Annotated in this window: 16 protein-coding genes; 3 read left to right on the top strand and 13 right to left on the bottom strand. The window is 70.5% G+C overall.

Annotated elements, in window-relative coordinates; genetic code table 11:
• Window position 1 precedes the first annotated feature (1 nt).
• The 8 genes from ACFSVL_RS36360 to ACFSVL_RS36395 form a co-directional block, all read right to left on the bottom strand.
• The gene (locus tag ACFSVL_RS36360; protein WP_378311001.1) at window positions 2–1801 is read right to left on the bottom strand and encodes an alpha-D-ribose 1-methylphosphonate 5-phosphate C-P-lyase PhnJ; all 1800 of its coding nucleotides are present in this window, start codon (window positions 1799–1801) and stop codon (window positions 2–4) included.
• The gene (locus tag ACFSVL_RS36365) at window positions 1801–2913 is read right to left on the bottom strand and encodes a carbon-phosphorus lyase complex subunit PhnI (protein ID WP_378311002.1); all 1113 of its coding nucleotides are present in this window, start codon (window positions 2911–2913) and stop codon (window positions 1801–1803) included. The genes ACFSVL_RS36360 and ACFSVL_RS36365 overlap by 1 nt, the downstream gene beginning before the upstream one ends.
• Entirely contained in the window at window positions 2913–3464 is a 552-nt protein-coding gene (gene phnH, locus ACFSVL_RS36370) for a phosphonate C-P lyase system protein PhnH (protein WP_378311004.1), read from the bottom strand. The genes ACFSVL_RS36365 and phnH overlap by 1 nt, the downstream gene beginning before the upstream one ends.
• Window positions 3461–3889, bottom strand: a complete 429-nt coding sequence (locus ACFSVL_RS36375; RefSeq protein ID WP_378311006.1) for a phosphonate C-P lyase system protein PhnG — start codon at window positions 3887–3889, stop codon at window positions 3461–3463. Before ACFSVL_RS36375 ends, phnH begins: the two co-directional genes overlap by 4 nt.
• Window positions 3880–4620, bottom strand: a complete 741-nt coding sequence (locus ACFSVL_RS36380) for a GntR family transcriptional regulator (RefSeq protein ID WP_378311007.1) — start codon at window positions 4618–4620, stop codon at window positions 3880–3882. The genes ACFSVL_RS36375 and ACFSVL_RS36380 overlap by 10 nt, the downstream gene beginning before the upstream one ends.
• A 109-nt stretch (window positions 4621–4729) precedes the next feature.
• On the bottom strand, window positions 4730–6331 hold the full coding sequence (phnE, locus tag ACFSVL_RS36385; protein ID WP_378311008.1) for a phosphonate ABC transporter, permease protein PhnE: 1602 nt from the start codon (window positions 6329–6331) through the stop codon (window positions 4730–4732).
• The gene (phnC, locus tag ACFSVL_RS36390; RefSeq protein ID WP_378311010.1) at window positions 6328–7092 is read right to left on the bottom strand and encodes a phosphonate ABC transporter ATP-binding protein; all 765 of its coding nucleotides are present in this window, start codon (window positions 7090–7092) and stop codon (window positions 6328–6330) included. Before phnC ends, phnE begins: the two co-directional genes overlap by 4 nt.
• Window positions 7089–8021 carry a phosphate/phosphite/phosphonate ABC transporter substrate-binding protein gene (locus ACFSVL_RS36395; protein ID WP_378311012.1) on the bottom strand — a complete coding sequence of 311 codons (933 nt, stop codon included), beginning with the start codon at window positions 8019–8021 and terminating at the stop codon, window positions 7089–7091. Before ACFSVL_RS36395 ends, phnC begins: the two co-directional genes overlap by 4 nt.
• Before the next feature lie 187 nt (window positions 8022–8208).
• On the opposite strand from ACFSVL_RS36395, the gene ACFSVL_RS36400 reads away from it, so the two are divergent.
• On the top strand, window positions 8209–8478 hold the full coding sequence (locus ACFSVL_RS36400) for a DUF1918 domain-containing protein (protein ID WP_378311014.1): 270 nt from the start codon (window positions 8209–8211) through the stop codon (window positions 8476–8478).
• Window positions 8479–8881: 403 nt separating this feature from the next.
• Here the strand turns inward: ACFSVL_RS36400 and ACFSVL_RS36405 are convergent, their stop codons facing one another.
• The 3 genes from ACFSVL_RS36405 to ACFSVL_RS36415 all read right to left on the bottom strand — a co-directional run bounded on the left by ACFSVL_RS36405 (window position 8882) and on the right by ACFSVL_RS36415 (window position 12567).
• A complete protein-coding gene (locus ACFSVL_RS36405; RefSeq protein ID WP_378311015.1) occupies window positions 8882–11272 on the bottom strand; it encodes an HAD-IC family P-type ATPase in 2391 nt (796 codons plus the stop codon).
• A gap of 84 nt (window positions 11273–11356) precedes the next feature.
• Window positions 11357–11830: a nuclear transport factor 2 family protein gene (locus ACFSVL_RS36410; RefSeq protein WP_378311017.1), complete on the bottom strand. Its 474-nt coding sequence runs from the start codon at window positions 11828–11830 to the stop codon at window positions 11357–11359.
• Entirely contained in the window at window positions 11815–12567 is a 753-nt protein-coding gene (locus tag ACFSVL_RS36415) for a hypothetical protein (RefSeq protein ID WP_378311018.1), read from the bottom strand. The genes ACFSVL_RS36410 and ACFSVL_RS36415 overlap by 16 nt, the downstream gene beginning before the upstream one ends.
• A gap of 231 nt (window positions 12568–12798) precedes the next feature.
• Between ACFSVL_RS36415 and ACFSVL_RS36420 the strand changes: the two genes are divergently transcribed.
• Window positions 12799–13521 (top strand): C39 family peptidase, encoded by a 723-nt coding sequence (locus ACFSVL_RS36420; protein WP_378311020.1) that lies wholly within the window; start codon window positions 12799–12801, stop codon window positions 13519–13521.
• A gap of 29 nt (window positions 13522–13550) precedes the next feature.
• Window positions 13551–14201 carry a cutinase family protein gene (locus ACFSVL_RS36425; protein ID WP_378311022.1) on the top strand — a complete coding sequence of 217 codons (651 nt, stop codon included), beginning with the start codon at window positions 13551–13553 and terminating at the stop codon, window positions 14199–14201.
• Window positions 14202–14255: 54 nt separating this feature from the next.
• Here ACFSVL_RS36425 and ACFSVL_RS36430 read toward each other — a convergent pair whose 3' ends face one another.
• Both ACFSVL_RS36430 and ACFSVL_RS36435 read right to left on the bottom strand, forming a co-directional pair.
• Window positions 14256–14921: a (2Fe-2S)-binding protein gene (locus ACFSVL_RS36430; RefSeq protein WP_378311023.1), complete on the bottom strand. Its 666-nt coding sequence runs from the start codon at window positions 14919–14921 to the stop codon at window positions 14256–14258.
• Complete coding sequence (locus tag ACFSVL_RS36435) at window positions 14918–15757, bottom strand: CbtA family protein (RefSeq protein WP_378311025.1); 840 nt, start codon at window positions 15755–15757, stop codon at window positions 14918–14920. The genes ACFSVL_RS36430 and ACFSVL_RS36435 overlap by 4 nt, the downstream gene beginning before the upstream one ends.
• Between the last annotated feature and the right edge of the window lie 24 nt (window positions 15758–15781).

Raw genomic sequence — 15781 nt, forward strand, 5'->3', positions numbered from 1 at the left:
ATCACCTCCTGGCCGCGGCGACGAGCCGCTGGGTGTAGGGATGGTGCGGATCGTGGAACAGCTGGTCGGTCAGGCCGTGCTCGACCACGCGGCCGAGCTGCATGACCAGGGTGCGGTCGGTGAGCGCGTCGATCACCGAGAAGTCGTGGCTGACCACGACGGCCGCGACGTCCCGTTCGGCGAGCAGGCCGCGCAGCAGGTCGAGCACCCCGGCGGCGACCGAGGCGTCGAGCCCGGTGGTCGGTTCGTCGAGCAGCACCACCGGCGGTTCGGTGGCCAGTGCCTTGGCGATCTGGACGCGCTGGCGCATTCCGCCGGAGAACGTGCCGACCGGATCGTCCATCCGGGACAGCGGGACCTCGACGCGGTCGAGCAGTTCCGCGGCCCGGCGGCGGATCGCGTGGTAGCCCCGCCAGCCCGCCGCGGTGAGCCGTTCGGCGATGTTGCCGCCCGCGCTCACCCGCAGGTCCAGTCCGTCGGCCGGATTCTGGTGCACCACGGCCATCGTGCCGATGCGCAGCTTCCGCCGCTCCTGATCGGACAGTCCAAGCAGGTCGGTCTTCCCACTGTCCACAATGGCCAGCCGGACGCTGCCCGCGGTGGCCCGCTCGTCGCCGATCACACAAGCGAGCACAGTGGACTTTCCGGACCCGGACTCGCCGATCACCCCGAGTGCCTCCCCCGGCGCCACATCGAACGACACGTCCCAGGCTGCCACGATCGCGCCGGTCGAGGGGCTCACCGCGGTGCCGTGCTCCGGACCGGTGCCGGGCACCGCGTCCGCGCCGCCGACGCCGTGCACCTTGCCAATCCCATCGGCTCGCAGCGCCCATTCCGGGCCGCCGACCGCCCGGATCGGCTCAATCCGCGGCGAGTCCACAGTAGACGTGAGCCGCGCCGAGGACGGGAGCAGTTGCAGCGGCGCGCGATCCCGATGCGCCTCCGCGTCAACGTCCTCAGCGAGGACCCGGGCACACCATTCGGTGTCGCTGCAGGCATAACCGCCGTTCGGTCCGGCTTCCACCAGGAACACGTCTTCGCTGCCACAGCGTTTGCACACCGCGCCCGGCGTGTACTCGACCTCAAAGGGGACGTCGTCGAAGGTCAGCGGCCGGACGTCGGTGTGCGGCGGGATGGCGTAGATCCGCTTCTCCCGGCCCGCGCCGAACAGGTTCAGCTGGTCGCTCTGGTGCAACCGCGGCACATCCCAGCGCGGGATCGGCGTGGTGGCCAGGACGTAGCGGCCGTCCACGAGCACCGGATAGCCGGTGGTGCGGGTGATCATGCCGTTGCGCACGATGTCCTCGTACAGGCTGACCCACATCGCCGCGTAATCGCCCTCGGCGTGCATCCGCGCGCATTCCTCGACCGATTTCTGCACGCCGCGCAACGGTTCCGGCACCGGCACCTGCAACACCAGCACATCCCCCGGTGCCATCGCCTCTTCCGGAATACGGTGGCGCGACTGCACGATGGATGCCTCGCGCGTGTCCGCGGTCTCCTCGCTGCCGGTCGTCGCGGCGATCATCCGGCGCAGGTTGGTGGCGTTGACCCCGGCGTCGTCACCCTGGTCAATGACCTTCACCGTGTCCTGTGCACCGATCACAGCGAGAGTCACCTGCAGGCCGCCGGAACCCCAGCCGCGCGCGACCGGCATCTCCCGCGAGCCGAACGGCACCTGGTAACCGGGCACGCACACCGCGGTCAGCGCGGCGCGGCGGACCTCGCGTTTCCCGCCCTCGTCGAGCAATCCGGCCGGCCCGGCGTCCATTTCGGACAGCAGCTCGGTGGTGACGCTCATCAGCATTCCTTTCCGGCGGGCTCGGTCGGGCGGGGCGCAGGGCCCTCCCCCGCGGCCGCCGCGGCGCGCATCGCCTGTTTGCGCTCGACCATCGAGCGGAAGGTGACGTAGTGGGGCAGCTTCAGGTGTTCGAGGAAGCCGCCGGAATCGAGGCCGTCGGTGGTGAGCAGCAGCAGCTGCTCCAGCGGGCCCTGCCGGCCGAACCGGCGGTTCGCGACGTCGAGGTTGGCCATCGCGATCGCCTTGCGTTCGTTGTGCCCGAAGCACAGGCCGTAGCCGACGTCGAAGCAGGTCCGGTCCTCGTCGGCTCCGTCGAGGTCTTCGATCGCTTCCGCCTCGGTGACCCGGAATTCGCCTACCGCGACCGGGTTTCCGGTGTGCGGATGCCGGACGCGCAGCGGCAGCCGGCCATGCCGGACCTCGCCGAGCGTCACCTCGTGGATGTTGCCGTCCGGGCCGAGGATCGAGCGGTACCAGAGCGCGACGAGCGCGCCGGTTTCCGCCCGCGCCATCGCCGCCAGCGCGGCCGAACGCGGGGCGGGCGGCCGGGCCGGTTTGCGGGTCAGGTCGAACGGCTCCGGGTCGTCGCCGGTGCGATGCTCGACGACCAGGTCCAGCTCACGCAGCAGGTCGAGGAACCGGCGCGGGCGCTTCTGCTCGTCCGTGCGCGGTTTCGGCGTGCCAGGCTCGTGCTCGACGGGCTCCGGCGGTTCGGCCGGACGCTCCAGCAGCCGTCCGGTGTAGTCGGTGGTGCGGCCGAGCAGCTGCGGACCGTCCGGTTCGCGGAACGCGGGCACGATCCGGCGCAGGATCAGCAGCTCGTCCGGGTCCACCGGGTCGGCGACGGCCAGCCTCGGCAAGGTGGACCGGTAGGCGCGGACCAGGTGCGAGGCTTCCAGCGGGTCGCCTTCGGCCTGGCGCAACGCGGCGGCGGAGGTGTCCTCGTCGAACAGCCCGGCCTCGCCCATCACGCGGTCGACGGCCAGCCGGAACCGGGCGACGATCTGCTCGTCCGGCGCCCACGGCACCGGTGCGTGGTCGCGGGCCCGGCGCACCAGGTCCTCCGCGGCGAGAATGGCTTCCAGTCCGCCGCGCGCTCCCGAGTACCCCATTAGCGCTCCTCCTCGATCGTCGTCGTGCGCGGCAGCCCGGCGATCCGGCCGTCCGGGCAGGCCAGCAGGAAGTCGACTCCCGCCGGGAATCCCGCGACCAGCTCCGCCCGCGCCGCGACGAACCCGGCAGGCAAACCCGTTGGTGCCAACGTTGTCTCGCCCGGGACACCCGGTCCGGTCAGCCGCCACGCCGGGCCACCGTCCAAATCGGACACCGCGAGCGTGACCAGCGCGCCGTCCTCCGGCGCGAGCGCAGTGCCCCGGTGCAGTTCGGCGATCTCCTCGACAGTCACCGCACGCAACGCGGTCACCAGCCGCGCTTTGTTCAAATCGGACAGCGGCGCGGAGGTCGCGGAGACCACCGTTTCCGCCCACTCCGTTCCGTCCTCCAGCACGCACACCGCGGTGCCGAGATCGGCCAGCGCGAGCGTCGGGAGGACCGCCGGGGGCACCGCGGTGTCCGGCAGCCGGTACGTCGCGCCGGGGTGCGCGAGCGCGTTTAACACCGTCCGAAACGCCAGCTGTGATTCATTAACAGGCAGAGTGATCACGTCAGCTCCTCGAATTCCACGACGGTCGGAGCCAGCTCGGCCCACTCCCGCTCGTCCCGCTCCGCCAACCGCCGCGCCACCCGATCGCAGAGCCCGTCCACCTCGGACGCCAGCGGACGGCCCGCCTCGGCCTCGGCGTCCAGCACCGCCGCGGCGAGCGTCGCAGCCCGGTCGCCACCGAGCCGCATCGCCCAGCCCCGCTGACCGGCGACCTCCACCTCGGCCCGGCAGGCGAGCACGTCGCCGAGCAGGAACCGTTGTGCCGCCACAGGTTCGCGCACCTGGGTGGAGATCGTGCCGACCTCGGGGGCCAGCACTACCGTCACCTCGGCGCCGTCGGCGAGACAGGCGTCGGCCAGCTCCCGCAGCTCGTCCGGTTCCGCCGCGGCGAGCAGGCCGCAGCGTTCTTCCCTCGCTATCCGCACGTTTTCTCCTCGGGGTAGACCGTGTCCGAAAGTTCGACCACGACGCGGACCGCGTCGGCGCGCGTCCACGCGCTGCTGGCCATCAGGACCTGCCCGGTGCGCGCGTCCCGGCTGACGCTGTCCACCAGCCACACCGGGACGCTCGCCTCGATGCCCAGTCCGCGCAGCACCTCCGGCGGCGGCAGGTCGACGCTCGCCCGGCACCACGCCCGCACCGGGGCGACCCGGCCCATCTGCCGCAGCACCAGGTCGATCGACTCGACGCTGTGCAGCGCCAGGTCGAGGTCGGGGGCCACCTCGACCGGGATCCACTCCTCGATCCAGCTGGCGGGCAGGTCGTCGATGTAAAACGTCCGCACGACCCGGTGCATCAGCGCGCCGGCCGGACGGTCGAGATGCGCCGCGCGGCCGGCGGGCAGCGGCAGCCGGTCCACCGACTTGATCTGCGAGCGCGGCGTCGCGCCCGCCGCCTCCACCGTGGCGTGCCACGACGGCGGCCTGCTGTGCGAGATGACGTAGTCGATGCGGCGGTTCACGAACGTTCCCGCGCCGCGCACCCGCCGCACCAGCAGCCGGCGTTCCAGTTCCTGCAGGGCCGAACGGGCCGCCGCCCGCCCCACCCCGAACCGGGCGGCCAGCTCCGGTTCGCTGGAGACCCGCGTGCCGGGCGCGCTCCCGGCGATCTCCACAGCCAGCTTCTCCGCGATGTCCAGGTACCTCGTCGAGGTCATGGCACCGACGATGCGCCCCCGGCTTGTCCGGACAACTGCGCCGCGGCCAACGCGCCCGCCCCCGAAAGTGAATTCCCGGAACAGTTGTCAGCCGTTCGCTGTGAGCCGTTCACACTGTGACCCGGCGCAGCCATACCGCGAGCAACTCCACCAGCAGCACGGTCGCGAACACGAGCAGCAGGATCGTGGTGACCATGCCGAACTCGAGGATCCGCGACGCGCTGAGCAGGTCGAATCCGATCCCGCCCGCCCCGACGATGCCGAGCAGCGTCGCCGAGCGGATGTTCACGTCGAGCTGGTACAGCACGTGCGCGGCGAACGCCGGGGCCGCCTGCGGGAGCGTCGCGGAGGTGAACACCTGCCATCGGGTCGCGCCGGTGGCCCGCACCGCCTGTTCGACGTCCGGGTCCACCTCCTCCAGCGAATCCGCGACGAGCTTGCCCAGCAGCCCCACCGCGCCGACCACCAGCGCGAGCGTGCCCGCGACCGGCCCGAGCCCGGTGATCACCACGAAGACGATCGCCAGCACCAGTTCCGGCACCCCGCGCACGAGCACCACGAAAACCCGGAACACCCGCGCCACCCACGGTCTCGGAGCTACGTTCCGCGCGGCGAGCGCGCCGACCGGCAACGCGAACAGCGCGCCGAGAACCGTTGCGGCCAAAGCGATCTTGACCGTCTCGCCGAGGTCGGCGAGCAGCGTCGGGAAGATCCCGCCAGTGTCCGGCGGCCAGAACAAGCCCAGCGAATGGCCGATGTCGCCGAGACCGTGGAAGAACTGCACCGGCGACAATTCCGCGCCCCACAACGAAACCGCCACCGCCAATACGGTCGCGGCGGCGTAGCAAGTGCGGCGCACGCGCGCGAAGGTCCATTGTGGAGCGATCCCTCGCTGGGCCGGGAGCCGCACCGTGGGTCCGCCGCCGCGCAACAGCTGGCGGCGGATCGCGCCTGACCCGAGTTCGACCAGCACGCACAGGATCAGCACGACCAGCGCGAGCGCCATCCCCCGCCGGTAGTCGAGCCGCTGAAACGACGTCGCGATCGCGTAGCCGAGACCGTCGACGCCGACGAACCCGAGCACCACCGAGATCCGCAGGTTGATGTCCAGCCGGTGCAGCGCGGTCGCCACGAAAGCGGGCATGACCTGCGGCAACACGCCGGTGACCAGCTCCTGCCCGCGCGCCGCGCCGCCCGCCCGGACCGCGGACCGGACGCCCTCGTCGATCTGCTCGACCGCGTCCGCGTACAGCTTCGCGACCATGCCGACCGAGTGCAGGCCCATCGCGAGCACGCCGGTCATCGCGCCGAGGCCGAAGATCCGGAAGAACACGATGGCCAGCACGACGTCCGGAATCGCCCTGGCCAGCACGATCACCGTCCGCGCGGCGAGCCGCGAACCGGGACCCGGCGTGGTGTTGGCCGCCGCGAAGATCGCCAGCGGCACGCTGAGGAGCACCGACAGCAGCGTCGCGGAAATGACGATCGCCAGCGTCTGGCCGGCCAGCTCCAGCAGCTCGGCGAGCGGCGGGAAATCGAGCGGGAACATCCGGCGCGCGAAAGCCACCGCGTTGCCCGCGCTGTCGGCGAGCGTCGCGAAGTTGATCTGCAGATCGGTCAGCGCCCAGACGCCCGCGGCCAGCAGGCCGAGGACCACCAGCACCGCGGCGGTGCCGGAACGGGTCGGGCGGGCCAGGGTGCCCGCGGTCATCCGACCGCCGCCGGCTCGGCCGCGACCCCGGCGTACAGCTCCATCGCGCGCTCGCGGTCGAGCCCGGCGGCCGGAGCGTCGAGCACGGTGCGTCCCGCGCGCAGGCCGACGATCCGGTCGCCCCAGCTCAGCGCCAGGTCGAGCTGGTGGAGGCTGCACAGCACGGTCAGCCTGCGTTCCGCGCTGATCTCCCGGATCAGCCGCATCACCTGCGCCGAGGACTCCGGATCCAGCGACGCGACCGGTTCGTCGGCGAGCAGGATCTCCGGCCGCTGCAGCAGCGCCCGCGCGACCGCGACCCGCTGCTGCTGACCGCCGGACAACGTGTCCGCCCGCTGCAGCGCCCGGTCGGCGAGGCCGACGCGGTCCAGTTCGTCGAGCGCCTCGTGCCGGAGCCGTTTCGGGTAGCTGAGCAGGCCCAGCCGAGGCCCGCGCAGCCGGCCAAGCGCGCCGGAACAGACGTTCTCCAGCACGGTCAGGCTGCCGATAAGGTGGAACTGCTGGAACACGAACCCGATCCGCCGCCGCAACCGCCGCAGCTCACCGCCGCCGGCCCGGCCGACGTCCGTGCCGAGCACGGTGACGGTGCCCGACGTCGGCCGCTGCAGCCCGTCGACGTGCCGGAGCAACGTAGACTTCCCGGAACCGGACCGGCCGAGCAGCACCACGACCTCGCCGCTCTCGACGGTGAGCGATACGTCGTCCAGCGCGAGCGTGCCGAAGCTCTTGCTCACCCGGTCGAACCGGACCGCCTCGCTCACGCGGCCGTGCACTGCTTGTCCTTGGTGGTAGCGCAAACCTTGCGGACGCCGTCGTACAGCTGATCGTCCACCTTCGCGTAACCCCAGTCGCCCGCGTCGTCGGCCGCCTTGCACTTGGTCGCGCAGAACCCGTTGGCGTTCAAGTAGTCCACATTGGCCTTCTGCTGGAACGCAGTGGCGATCTTGGCTTTCAGATCCTCAGAGACACTGTCGGAGATCGCGACCGGCGAACCAGCGATCACGTCGGACTTCCACACCGTAGTCAGCTGACCCGGTTTGAGCTGGCCCTTGTCGATGAGCGCAGTGTCCACAATGGCGTCATACGCGAACCCGGCGTCGCACTGTCCACTTGCGACAGCCAACGCGGACGCGTCATGCCCGCCCGCCATCACCGGACTCACGCCGGACTGCGGGTCGACCCCCGCGTCGATCAGTCCCGCCTTCGGATACAGATACCCGGAGGTGGAATTCGGATCGACGAAGCAGACCTTCTTGCCTTTGAACCCGGCAAGATCCTTGACCGGCGACCCAGCGGGCACGATCCCGTAGGACCGGTACCCCGGCTGCTCGCCCTTCTTCTTGACCTGCGCCGCGACCGGCGTCGCCTTGACGCCGGTGTTGCGGGCGAGCACGTAGGACAGCGGCCCGTACTGGGCGATCTGCACCTTGCCGGTGCGCTGCGCCTCGATCACCGCGGCGTAGTCGGTGGCACTCTGGAACTGCACCTTCTTGCCGGTTTCCTTCTCCAGCATCTTGATCACCGGCTGATAAGCCTGCTGAAGCGTCTGCGCGTTCTCGGAGGGAATAGCGGCGAACACCAGCGTCTCGGGGTCGCCGGACTGCGCGCCGCCCGCCGCACTCTGGCCGCAGGCGGCGAGGACCAGCGCGGCACTCGCCAACGAGGCGGCGACGGCGGTATGACGGACCATGGCAGGCTCCTTCGGATCGGCTCCGCTCGCAGGGTCCTTCCGCCCGATGCCGCCGCGCGAACGCCGCGGTTAAGCCGAACCGAACACGAAAAGTCGCTTGCCGCCACCTGATCGGACTACTTCGACGTTTCACCCGACGCGCGGCGAGGTATCGCTCCGGGCGAAGCCCCTGGCGAGAGGAGGAACCATGCACGCACAGCGCGGAGACTGGCTGGTCGTGAAGGGAATCCGGGTGGACATGCCGGAACACCGGGGCCGCATCGTAGCCGTAGGTTCACCGGACGGCGCCCCGCCGTTCACCGTCCGCTGGCAAGGCGCAGACCACGACTCAACGGTCTTCCCCGGCCCCGACGCGCTAGTACTGACCGACGCCGAAATGACCAAGCAAGACGCCGAGGACCGGAAGCGGACCGAGGGACTGAGCGCTTTGCAGCAACACCTCTCGACCAACACCTGACCCTCACACGCCCCCCTGCCGCACCCGGCCCCCGGACCGCAGTCCGTGAGGGGAACCCTGAGGGACTCTGATTCCCCCAGGGTTCCCCTCACGACCCTCGGCGACCCCAGCCGGTCCCCCGCCGCCCGAAACGCCCCAATGTGGCATTGGGTGCGTCCCACGCAACCAACGCCACATTGGGTGCGTCACATGCACCCAATGCCACATTGGGGCGCTAGCCCCGCCCCACCGCGAACCGCCGCCAACGCACTCAAACCAGCGAGGCACCCAGCCCCGCCCCCGCACCCCGATACGAAGCCTCCCTGCAGTTCGGGGGTGCTTGTCAAGGCATCTTTCCCGCCTTGACAAGCACCCCCGAACTGTCAGCACAATCAGGCTTCGGGGTGCCCCACGCAACCAGGACCTACCGCCCGACCCGATTCCCCACCCAACGCCCGACCTCGATCAACACAACCCCCACCGCGGCACAAACCACCGCAGTAGCCGTATACCCGCCATTACTGGGATCCAACTGGAAAATCTCCCGAGTAAACGGCATCAAAAACATCAACGCCGACACAACCGCCATAGTCGCAACCAACGCCGCCTTCCACCAGTTATAAGGCCGCGCAACCACAGCAAGCACCCACAACGCCAACGCCATCAACGTAATCAACGCCGTAGTACTAGCCTGCACCTGCACCGCATCACTAGTCACCCCACCAGGATGAACCAGGATATAAGAAACAAACGACGCAGCCCCGATCACCACCCCAGCCGGAACCGCCATCCGCAGCACCCGCCCGACAAACCCGCTACGAGCCCGATCATTATTAGGCGCTAGCGACAACACAAACGCAGGCAGCCCGATAGTGAACCACCCAACAATCGTGACATGCCGAGGCAGGAACGGATACGGCATCGCATCCAACCCGATCAACCCAGGCACGCCCACGATCAACGCCAGCAGCACCGAATACACAGTCTTGGTAAGGAACAAATTAGCGACACGCTCGATATTGCCGATCACCCGCCGACCCTCGCCAACGACATGCGGCAGGGTAGCGAAAGCATTGTCCAGCAACACGATCTGCGCGACCGACCGGGTAGCCGGGCTGCCCGCACCCATCGCCACACCAACGTCGGCGTCCTTCAACGCAAGCACGTCGTTGACGCCATCGCCGGTCATCGCCACGGTGTGCCCGCGCGCCTGCAGCGCCGCGACCATCGCCCGTTTCTGCGCGGGCGTCGCGCGGCCGAACACCGCGGTGTCTTCCAGCTGGTCAGCCAGCTTGCCGGGATCCTCGGACAGCGTCCGCGCGTCGACCGGGGCCTCGCCGCCGGGCAGCGCCAGCGCGCGGGCCACGCCGCCGACCGACACCGCGTTGTCGCCTGAAATCAGCTTCACCGCGACGCCCTGTGCGGCGAAGTAGTCCAGCGTCTCGCGGGCGTCGCCGCGGATCTTCTGCTCCAGCACGGCCAGCGCGACCGGCCTGACCTCGCCTGGCCCGTCCGGCGCGTCGACCGCGTTCGCCGCCCGGCCGAGCAGCAGCACCCGCAGGCCCTGCGCACCGATCCGTTCCGCTTCCGCGCGCTCCTCCGACTCGGCGGGCAGCAGCACGTCGGGCGCGCCGAGGACCCAGTCGCCGTGTTCGCCGAAGGCCGCGCCGCTCCACTTCCGCGCCGATGAGAACGGGACGACGGCGGTGGCCGGCCAGTCCGGCGCGGCCGGGCAGCCCTCGGCGATCGCGACCAGGCTGGCGTTCGGGCGCGGGTCGGCGGCGGCGAGCGCGGCCAGCACCGTCTCCGGTTCCTCGCCCGAACCGCCCGAACCGCCCGGGTCGCGCAGCCGCCGCAGCTCGGACAGCCGCATCGTGTTCTCGGTGAGCGTGCCGGTCTTGTCCGCGCAGACGACGTCCACGCGGGCCAGCCCCTCGATCGCGGGCAGCTCGTTGACCAGGCACTGCCGGCGGCCCAGCCGGATCACGCCGACCGCGAACGCGACCGACGTCAGCAGGATCAGGCCCTCCGGCACCATCGGGACGAGCGCCGCGACCATCCCGCGCAGCGCGGCGGGCAGCGCCTGCGACCCGGAAAGCTGGTTGTAGATCGACAGCGCGCCGGCCGGGATGAGCAGGTACGTGATGACCTTCAGGATCTTGTTGATCCCGTTCCGCAGCTCCGAATCGACCAGCGTGAACCGGCCCGCCTCCTCGGCCAGTTTCGCCGCGTACGCCTCCGAGCCGACCTTCGTCGCCCGGTACGCGCCGTTCCCGGCGACCACGAAGCTGCCGGACATGATCGGGTCGCCCGCGCGCTTCACCACCGGGTCCGATTCGCCGGTGAGCAGCGATTCGTCGACCTCGAGCGCTTCGGCGGCCAGCACCTCGCCGTCGACCACCACCTGGTCGCCCGCCCCGACCTCGATCACGTCGTCGGCCACGACCTCCTCCGGGGCCAGCTCGCTGCTGGTCCCGTCGCGGCGCACGCGCGGGCGCACCTGGCCGACGATCGCGAGCCGGTCCAGCGTCCGCTTGGCGCGCAGCTCCTGCACGATGCCGACGACGCTGTTGGCCACGATCACCCCGGCGAACAGGCCGTCCAGCAGGTAGCCGGTGGAGAAGATGATGACCGCGAGCACCGCGAAGATCGCGTTGATCCGGGTGAAGACGTTGGACCGGACGATCTCCCACGCGCTGCGGCTCGTGCGCGAAGGAACGTCGTTGGTCCGCCCCGCGGCGACCCGCTCGGCCACCTCGGCCGCGGTGAGCCCGCGCGTGCTGTCGTGCGTGAGCAAGGCCTCGTCCCCTGACATGGTTTCGACCTTACGCAGTTTCCGGGCAAACCGGTCGCCCGGCCGCCCCTGCCGGGTCCGCCCGTTCGGGTGACTCCGGGCAGGTCACCGGCCAAGACGGGACGCGCGGACCTCCCGGGTTTCGATCAGATCCAGGCGCACCTCGCGGCGCGCGAACCGCCAGACGCCCTCGGCCCGCACGTAACGGTCGCGGTAGCGCAGGTGCCACACGGCGTCGGCGAAGCGTCCGCCGCGCGGGCTCACGTGGTGGGCGACGCAGCCGATCCGCCCGCGCGCGGACGCCGGATCGTCGCCAGGGTCGAAGACCGCGCCGGTGATGCCGTGCGCGGTCAGCGGTACGTCGTCCAGCGCCGACAGGGCCGCCGCGACGCCTCCGGGGCCGCGATGCTCCAGCACCGGGTCGAACTCGCGGGGCGGATCCGGCAGCACGAGCACCCCGTCGTCGGCGAACAGCCGGGCGACCCCGGCGAAATCCCGCTCGTCGACGCAGGCGGCGTAGCGATGCACCAGATCGTGCAGCGCGGCCCGCTCCTCGACGGGGATCACCAGTCCCGCCACGGGACGATCGTGCGGACCGGCCCGGACAGCAGCACCCGCTCCGCCTCCGGATGCGGCGCGGGCGCCCAGCCCTTCTCCCGCTCGGCGATCCCGGCGCTCGCCTCGACGGGGTCCTCGTCGAGATAGAGCAGCCGGACCCGCAGCGAACCCGGTGCCCGGTCTTCACCGGAGCCGACCTTCAGCGTCGAATGCTGCTGCCTGCCGAGGAACGAGAACGTCCAGGCTCCGGCGACGCCCGGACAGGCCAGCAGGTCGGGGATCCGGGTCCGGTCCTGCCACGCGTACTGGGCGTGCGCCTCGGCGCTGTGCGGTTCGGCCAGTTCGCTGACGGTGACGTGCAGGCCGCGGTTGGGCCGGAACGGCAGCGCGTCCGCGGACAGCCGGACCCTCGGCGCGACATAGCCGAGCACCGGAGTGAAGAAGCCCAGCAACGGCCGCCGCACGCCCGGGATCAGCGGGCCGCGCCCCCATTGGAACGAGTCCTCGCCGAGCTTGCGCCACTCGGCGACGCTCTGTTCGTACGGCGGGCGGAACCAGTACATCGCCACGTAGTCGACGCCGGCCAGCTCCGGGCTCGCCGTGCCGTCGCCGGTCCGGGCCCATCGGTCTCCGTGCGCGACGCCGGGCAGGCGCAGGTTCTCCGGCAGGTGGTCGAGCTGGTGCCATTCGTTGTACTCGCGCTTCCGCGAAGCGTCGGCCAGCGCGACGAAGGAGAAGAACACTCGTTCGGAGAACACCGGCCCCAGCGTACGAACGACGGCCGCGCAGCGGCGACCGTCGTCTCGGCCAACGGGAGCAGGGGCGCCGACCGGGGAACGGCCGAGGTGGGTTATTTCCACACCGAACGCCAGGTCAGCCCGATATCGGTCACCAACGACCGGTTCGTGACCTGGCCTCCCGGCGGTCTCGCCGCCATCCTTGGGCCGTCGGCAACGGCCGGATGCCGCTCAACCTCTTCGGGAGCCTTCATGCGCCAAAGACCTCTGTGCACCGCGATCGCCGCCGTGGCCGTCAGCGCCCTGGTCTACCCCGGCGTCGCCGACGCCGCGCCCTCCTCACAGCCGCTGCCGGTGTCCGCTGCCGCGCACGGGACGAAGTCCGGCACCTCGGTCGTCGGCGGGGAGATCAAGCCGGGCACCGCGGTGCACATCCAGGCGTCGCCGGCCGCCCAGCCCTACGGCAGCCCACGCTGGCTGAACATCGACTACCAGGTCCAGGAAACCGGCTACTGGTGCGGCCCGGCCGCCACCCGCATCGCGCTGTCCGCCCGGATCGCCGCCCCCAGCCAGGGCGACCTGGCCGCGCAACTGGGCACCACCACCGACGGCACCGGCTGGATCGGCCAGGTCACCGCCGTGCTCAACAACAACCTCGGCGGCGGGTGGTACGAGACCAAGGAGATGCCGAACGACCCGCCGTCCCAGGAACAACGGGACCGGCTCTGGAACGACATCGTCTACGACATCGACCGCAACTACCCCGTGGTGGCCAACATCGTCGCCCCGGCGAACAACCACCCGCCCGGCTACCCCGACTACACGATCTACCACTACTTCACCGTCTTCGGCTACGACCCCGTGGACCGCACCGTCGCCATCGCCGACCCCGCGAACTTCGGCGGCAACCAGATCTACTGGATCTCCTTCGACCAGCTCGCCTCGCTGATCCCGCCCAAGGGCTACTCCGCCTAGAAACCACGCCAAGAACCAGGAGAGGGCACATGCGGAAAAGGACTATCGCGGCATTCTCAGCCAGTCTTCTCGCGGCAGCCGGGCTTTCGGTCGCGGCCGGGCCCGCCGCGCACGCGACCGCTCCGTGCGACGGCACGTACTCGATCGCCGTCGGCGGCTGGCGGAGCCATTGGGACACCGACCGCTTCTACAACGTCACGCAGCACGTCGGATACCCGACCGACATTCCCAACGGGGCCAGCACCCAGGCCGGAGTCGACGAACTGAACCGGCTGGTCCGTGAGCAACGCGCGGCGTGCCCCGGCCAGCATGTCAAAATGATGGGCTACTCCATGGGCGCCGCGGTGGTGCACGTGTGGGTCACGAACAACTGGATGTCGTTCGGCAACGTCAACGCCATTCTCGTCGCCGATCCCAAACGCCAAGGACCGCCTGGCGCCGACGGCGGGACCGCCGTGTTCGGACCCGCGGTCGGCGCGCCGCTCGCCGGGGTCGACCGGTTCTTCGGCAATGTGCCGGTCAAGTCGATCTGCGACCGGGACTACGTCTGCGACACCTCCGCCAACCCGCTCGGGTACCCGAACGACCACATCACCCACTACGACGTCGATTTCGACGGCAACCACCACACCGACGACGCCAACGAGCAGTGGTACAACGGCGTCTGGTCGCCCTGGTAAGCCGGCCGCCGTCGATCAGCGCGCGCCCCCGGCCGCACGCCGGGGGCGTTCTGCTCAGGCGAGCACGCAGTCGCCGCACTTCGGACCATCACGGTCCGGCGTCGCGCGATAGAACAAGCAGCAGCTGCGACGGCGAAACCGCCCGCCGACCCGGGTGGCAGTACCAGCGAGTTCCGGCAATTCCTCCAGCGCGCCAACGATTCCGGCCGCCCGCTGAGTCCACTCCGGACGTTCGGACCACAGCACAGTGACCGCCCCGTTCAGCGCCGACGCCACATTCCCCCGCCGGACGTTCTCCGCCAGCGAGAACTGGGCCATCGCCTTGTCCAGCCGCGCCAGCGGGCCGCGCAGCACGCGTTCGGCGAACGCAGTGACCACATCGGACTCGACCGCCGGATTTTCCTTCAGCGACAACGGAAACGCGCCGCCGAGCTTCGGCTGCCACCAGGCCGCCGAGTAGTCCGGCACCGCTCCCGAGCCGACGGCGAGCCCCAGCGCGGGCGAGATGATCCGGGCCGCCAGCCCGAGATGCGCGATCGACGCCGCGACCCGCACTTCCACGAAATCCCCGCCGAGCACGGCCCGGTTCTGCGCGATTCGTTCGCGCAGCACCGGACCGTCGTCGAGGACCTCGGAAAGCGGATGCCACGGCCGCACCGGTTCGTCCGCCGCATGCGTGTCGACGGCGAAGAACGGGCCCAGTCCGGTCAGCGGGTTCACGCCTCGACGGTAACCGCGCGCCCGCGGTCCAGCACGCGTTCGGCGAGCGGGCCGAACACGAGCGCGATGGTCGTCCACAGGATGACCATCGCCACCACCGAGTAAAGCCGGAACTCGACGAGCGTGTCGGCGGGGAACCCGGGGTACACGATCTGGCCGTCCGGGCCCTTGAGCGGCAGCGGGATTTCGCTGGCCTGCGGGCCGTACTCGGCGACGTTCACGGCCAGCGACCCGAGCGACGGCAGCAGCGCCATCAGGAGGCCGGACAGCACGACGAACCCGGCGCCCGCGACGAGCGTCGCGTTCCAGTTGCCCAGCCGCGGCGCGAGCCGCTTGCCCACGATCACAGCCGCCACCAGGAAGATCACCGACGCGACGACCATCGTCAGGTACAGCCCGGTGCGTGCGCCGATGGTCGCCTCGTGCCCGACCGCCGGCGGGTTGGCCGGGTACTTCAGGAACGGCACGAGGTACAGGGTCAGGAAGCCGCCCCCGGCCACGAGCACCGCCAGCACCCGCGCGCGGATCCGGCCCACGCGGCCCAGCAGGACCGTGTAGGTCACCGCGAACAGCAGGCCCATGGCGACCCCGAAGAGCACCATGCCGAGACCGATGCCGAGGTTGCCCTGCACCGCGCGGCTGAAGATCTCGTGGCCCTCGTGCTCGGTGTGCATTCCGGCGGCGTGGTCGAGCGCCGTCTGCGCCTCGTCGCGGCCGGATTCGTAGTCGATGGCCGCCTGGGTCGGCGGTTCGGCGAAGATCCGGGCGAAGACGAACGCCAGCAATCCGCCCAGCGCTCCGGCGAGGAGGCCGCGCAGAATCAGCTTGTTCTGCATTGTTCGGTTGTCCGTTCCGCGCGC

Source organism: Amycolatopsis silviterrae (assembly GCF_042684085.1).
Taxonomy (GTDB): Bacteria; Actinomycetota; Actinomycetes; order Mycobacteriales; family Pseudonocardiaceae; genus Amycolatopsis; species Amycolatopsis silviterrae.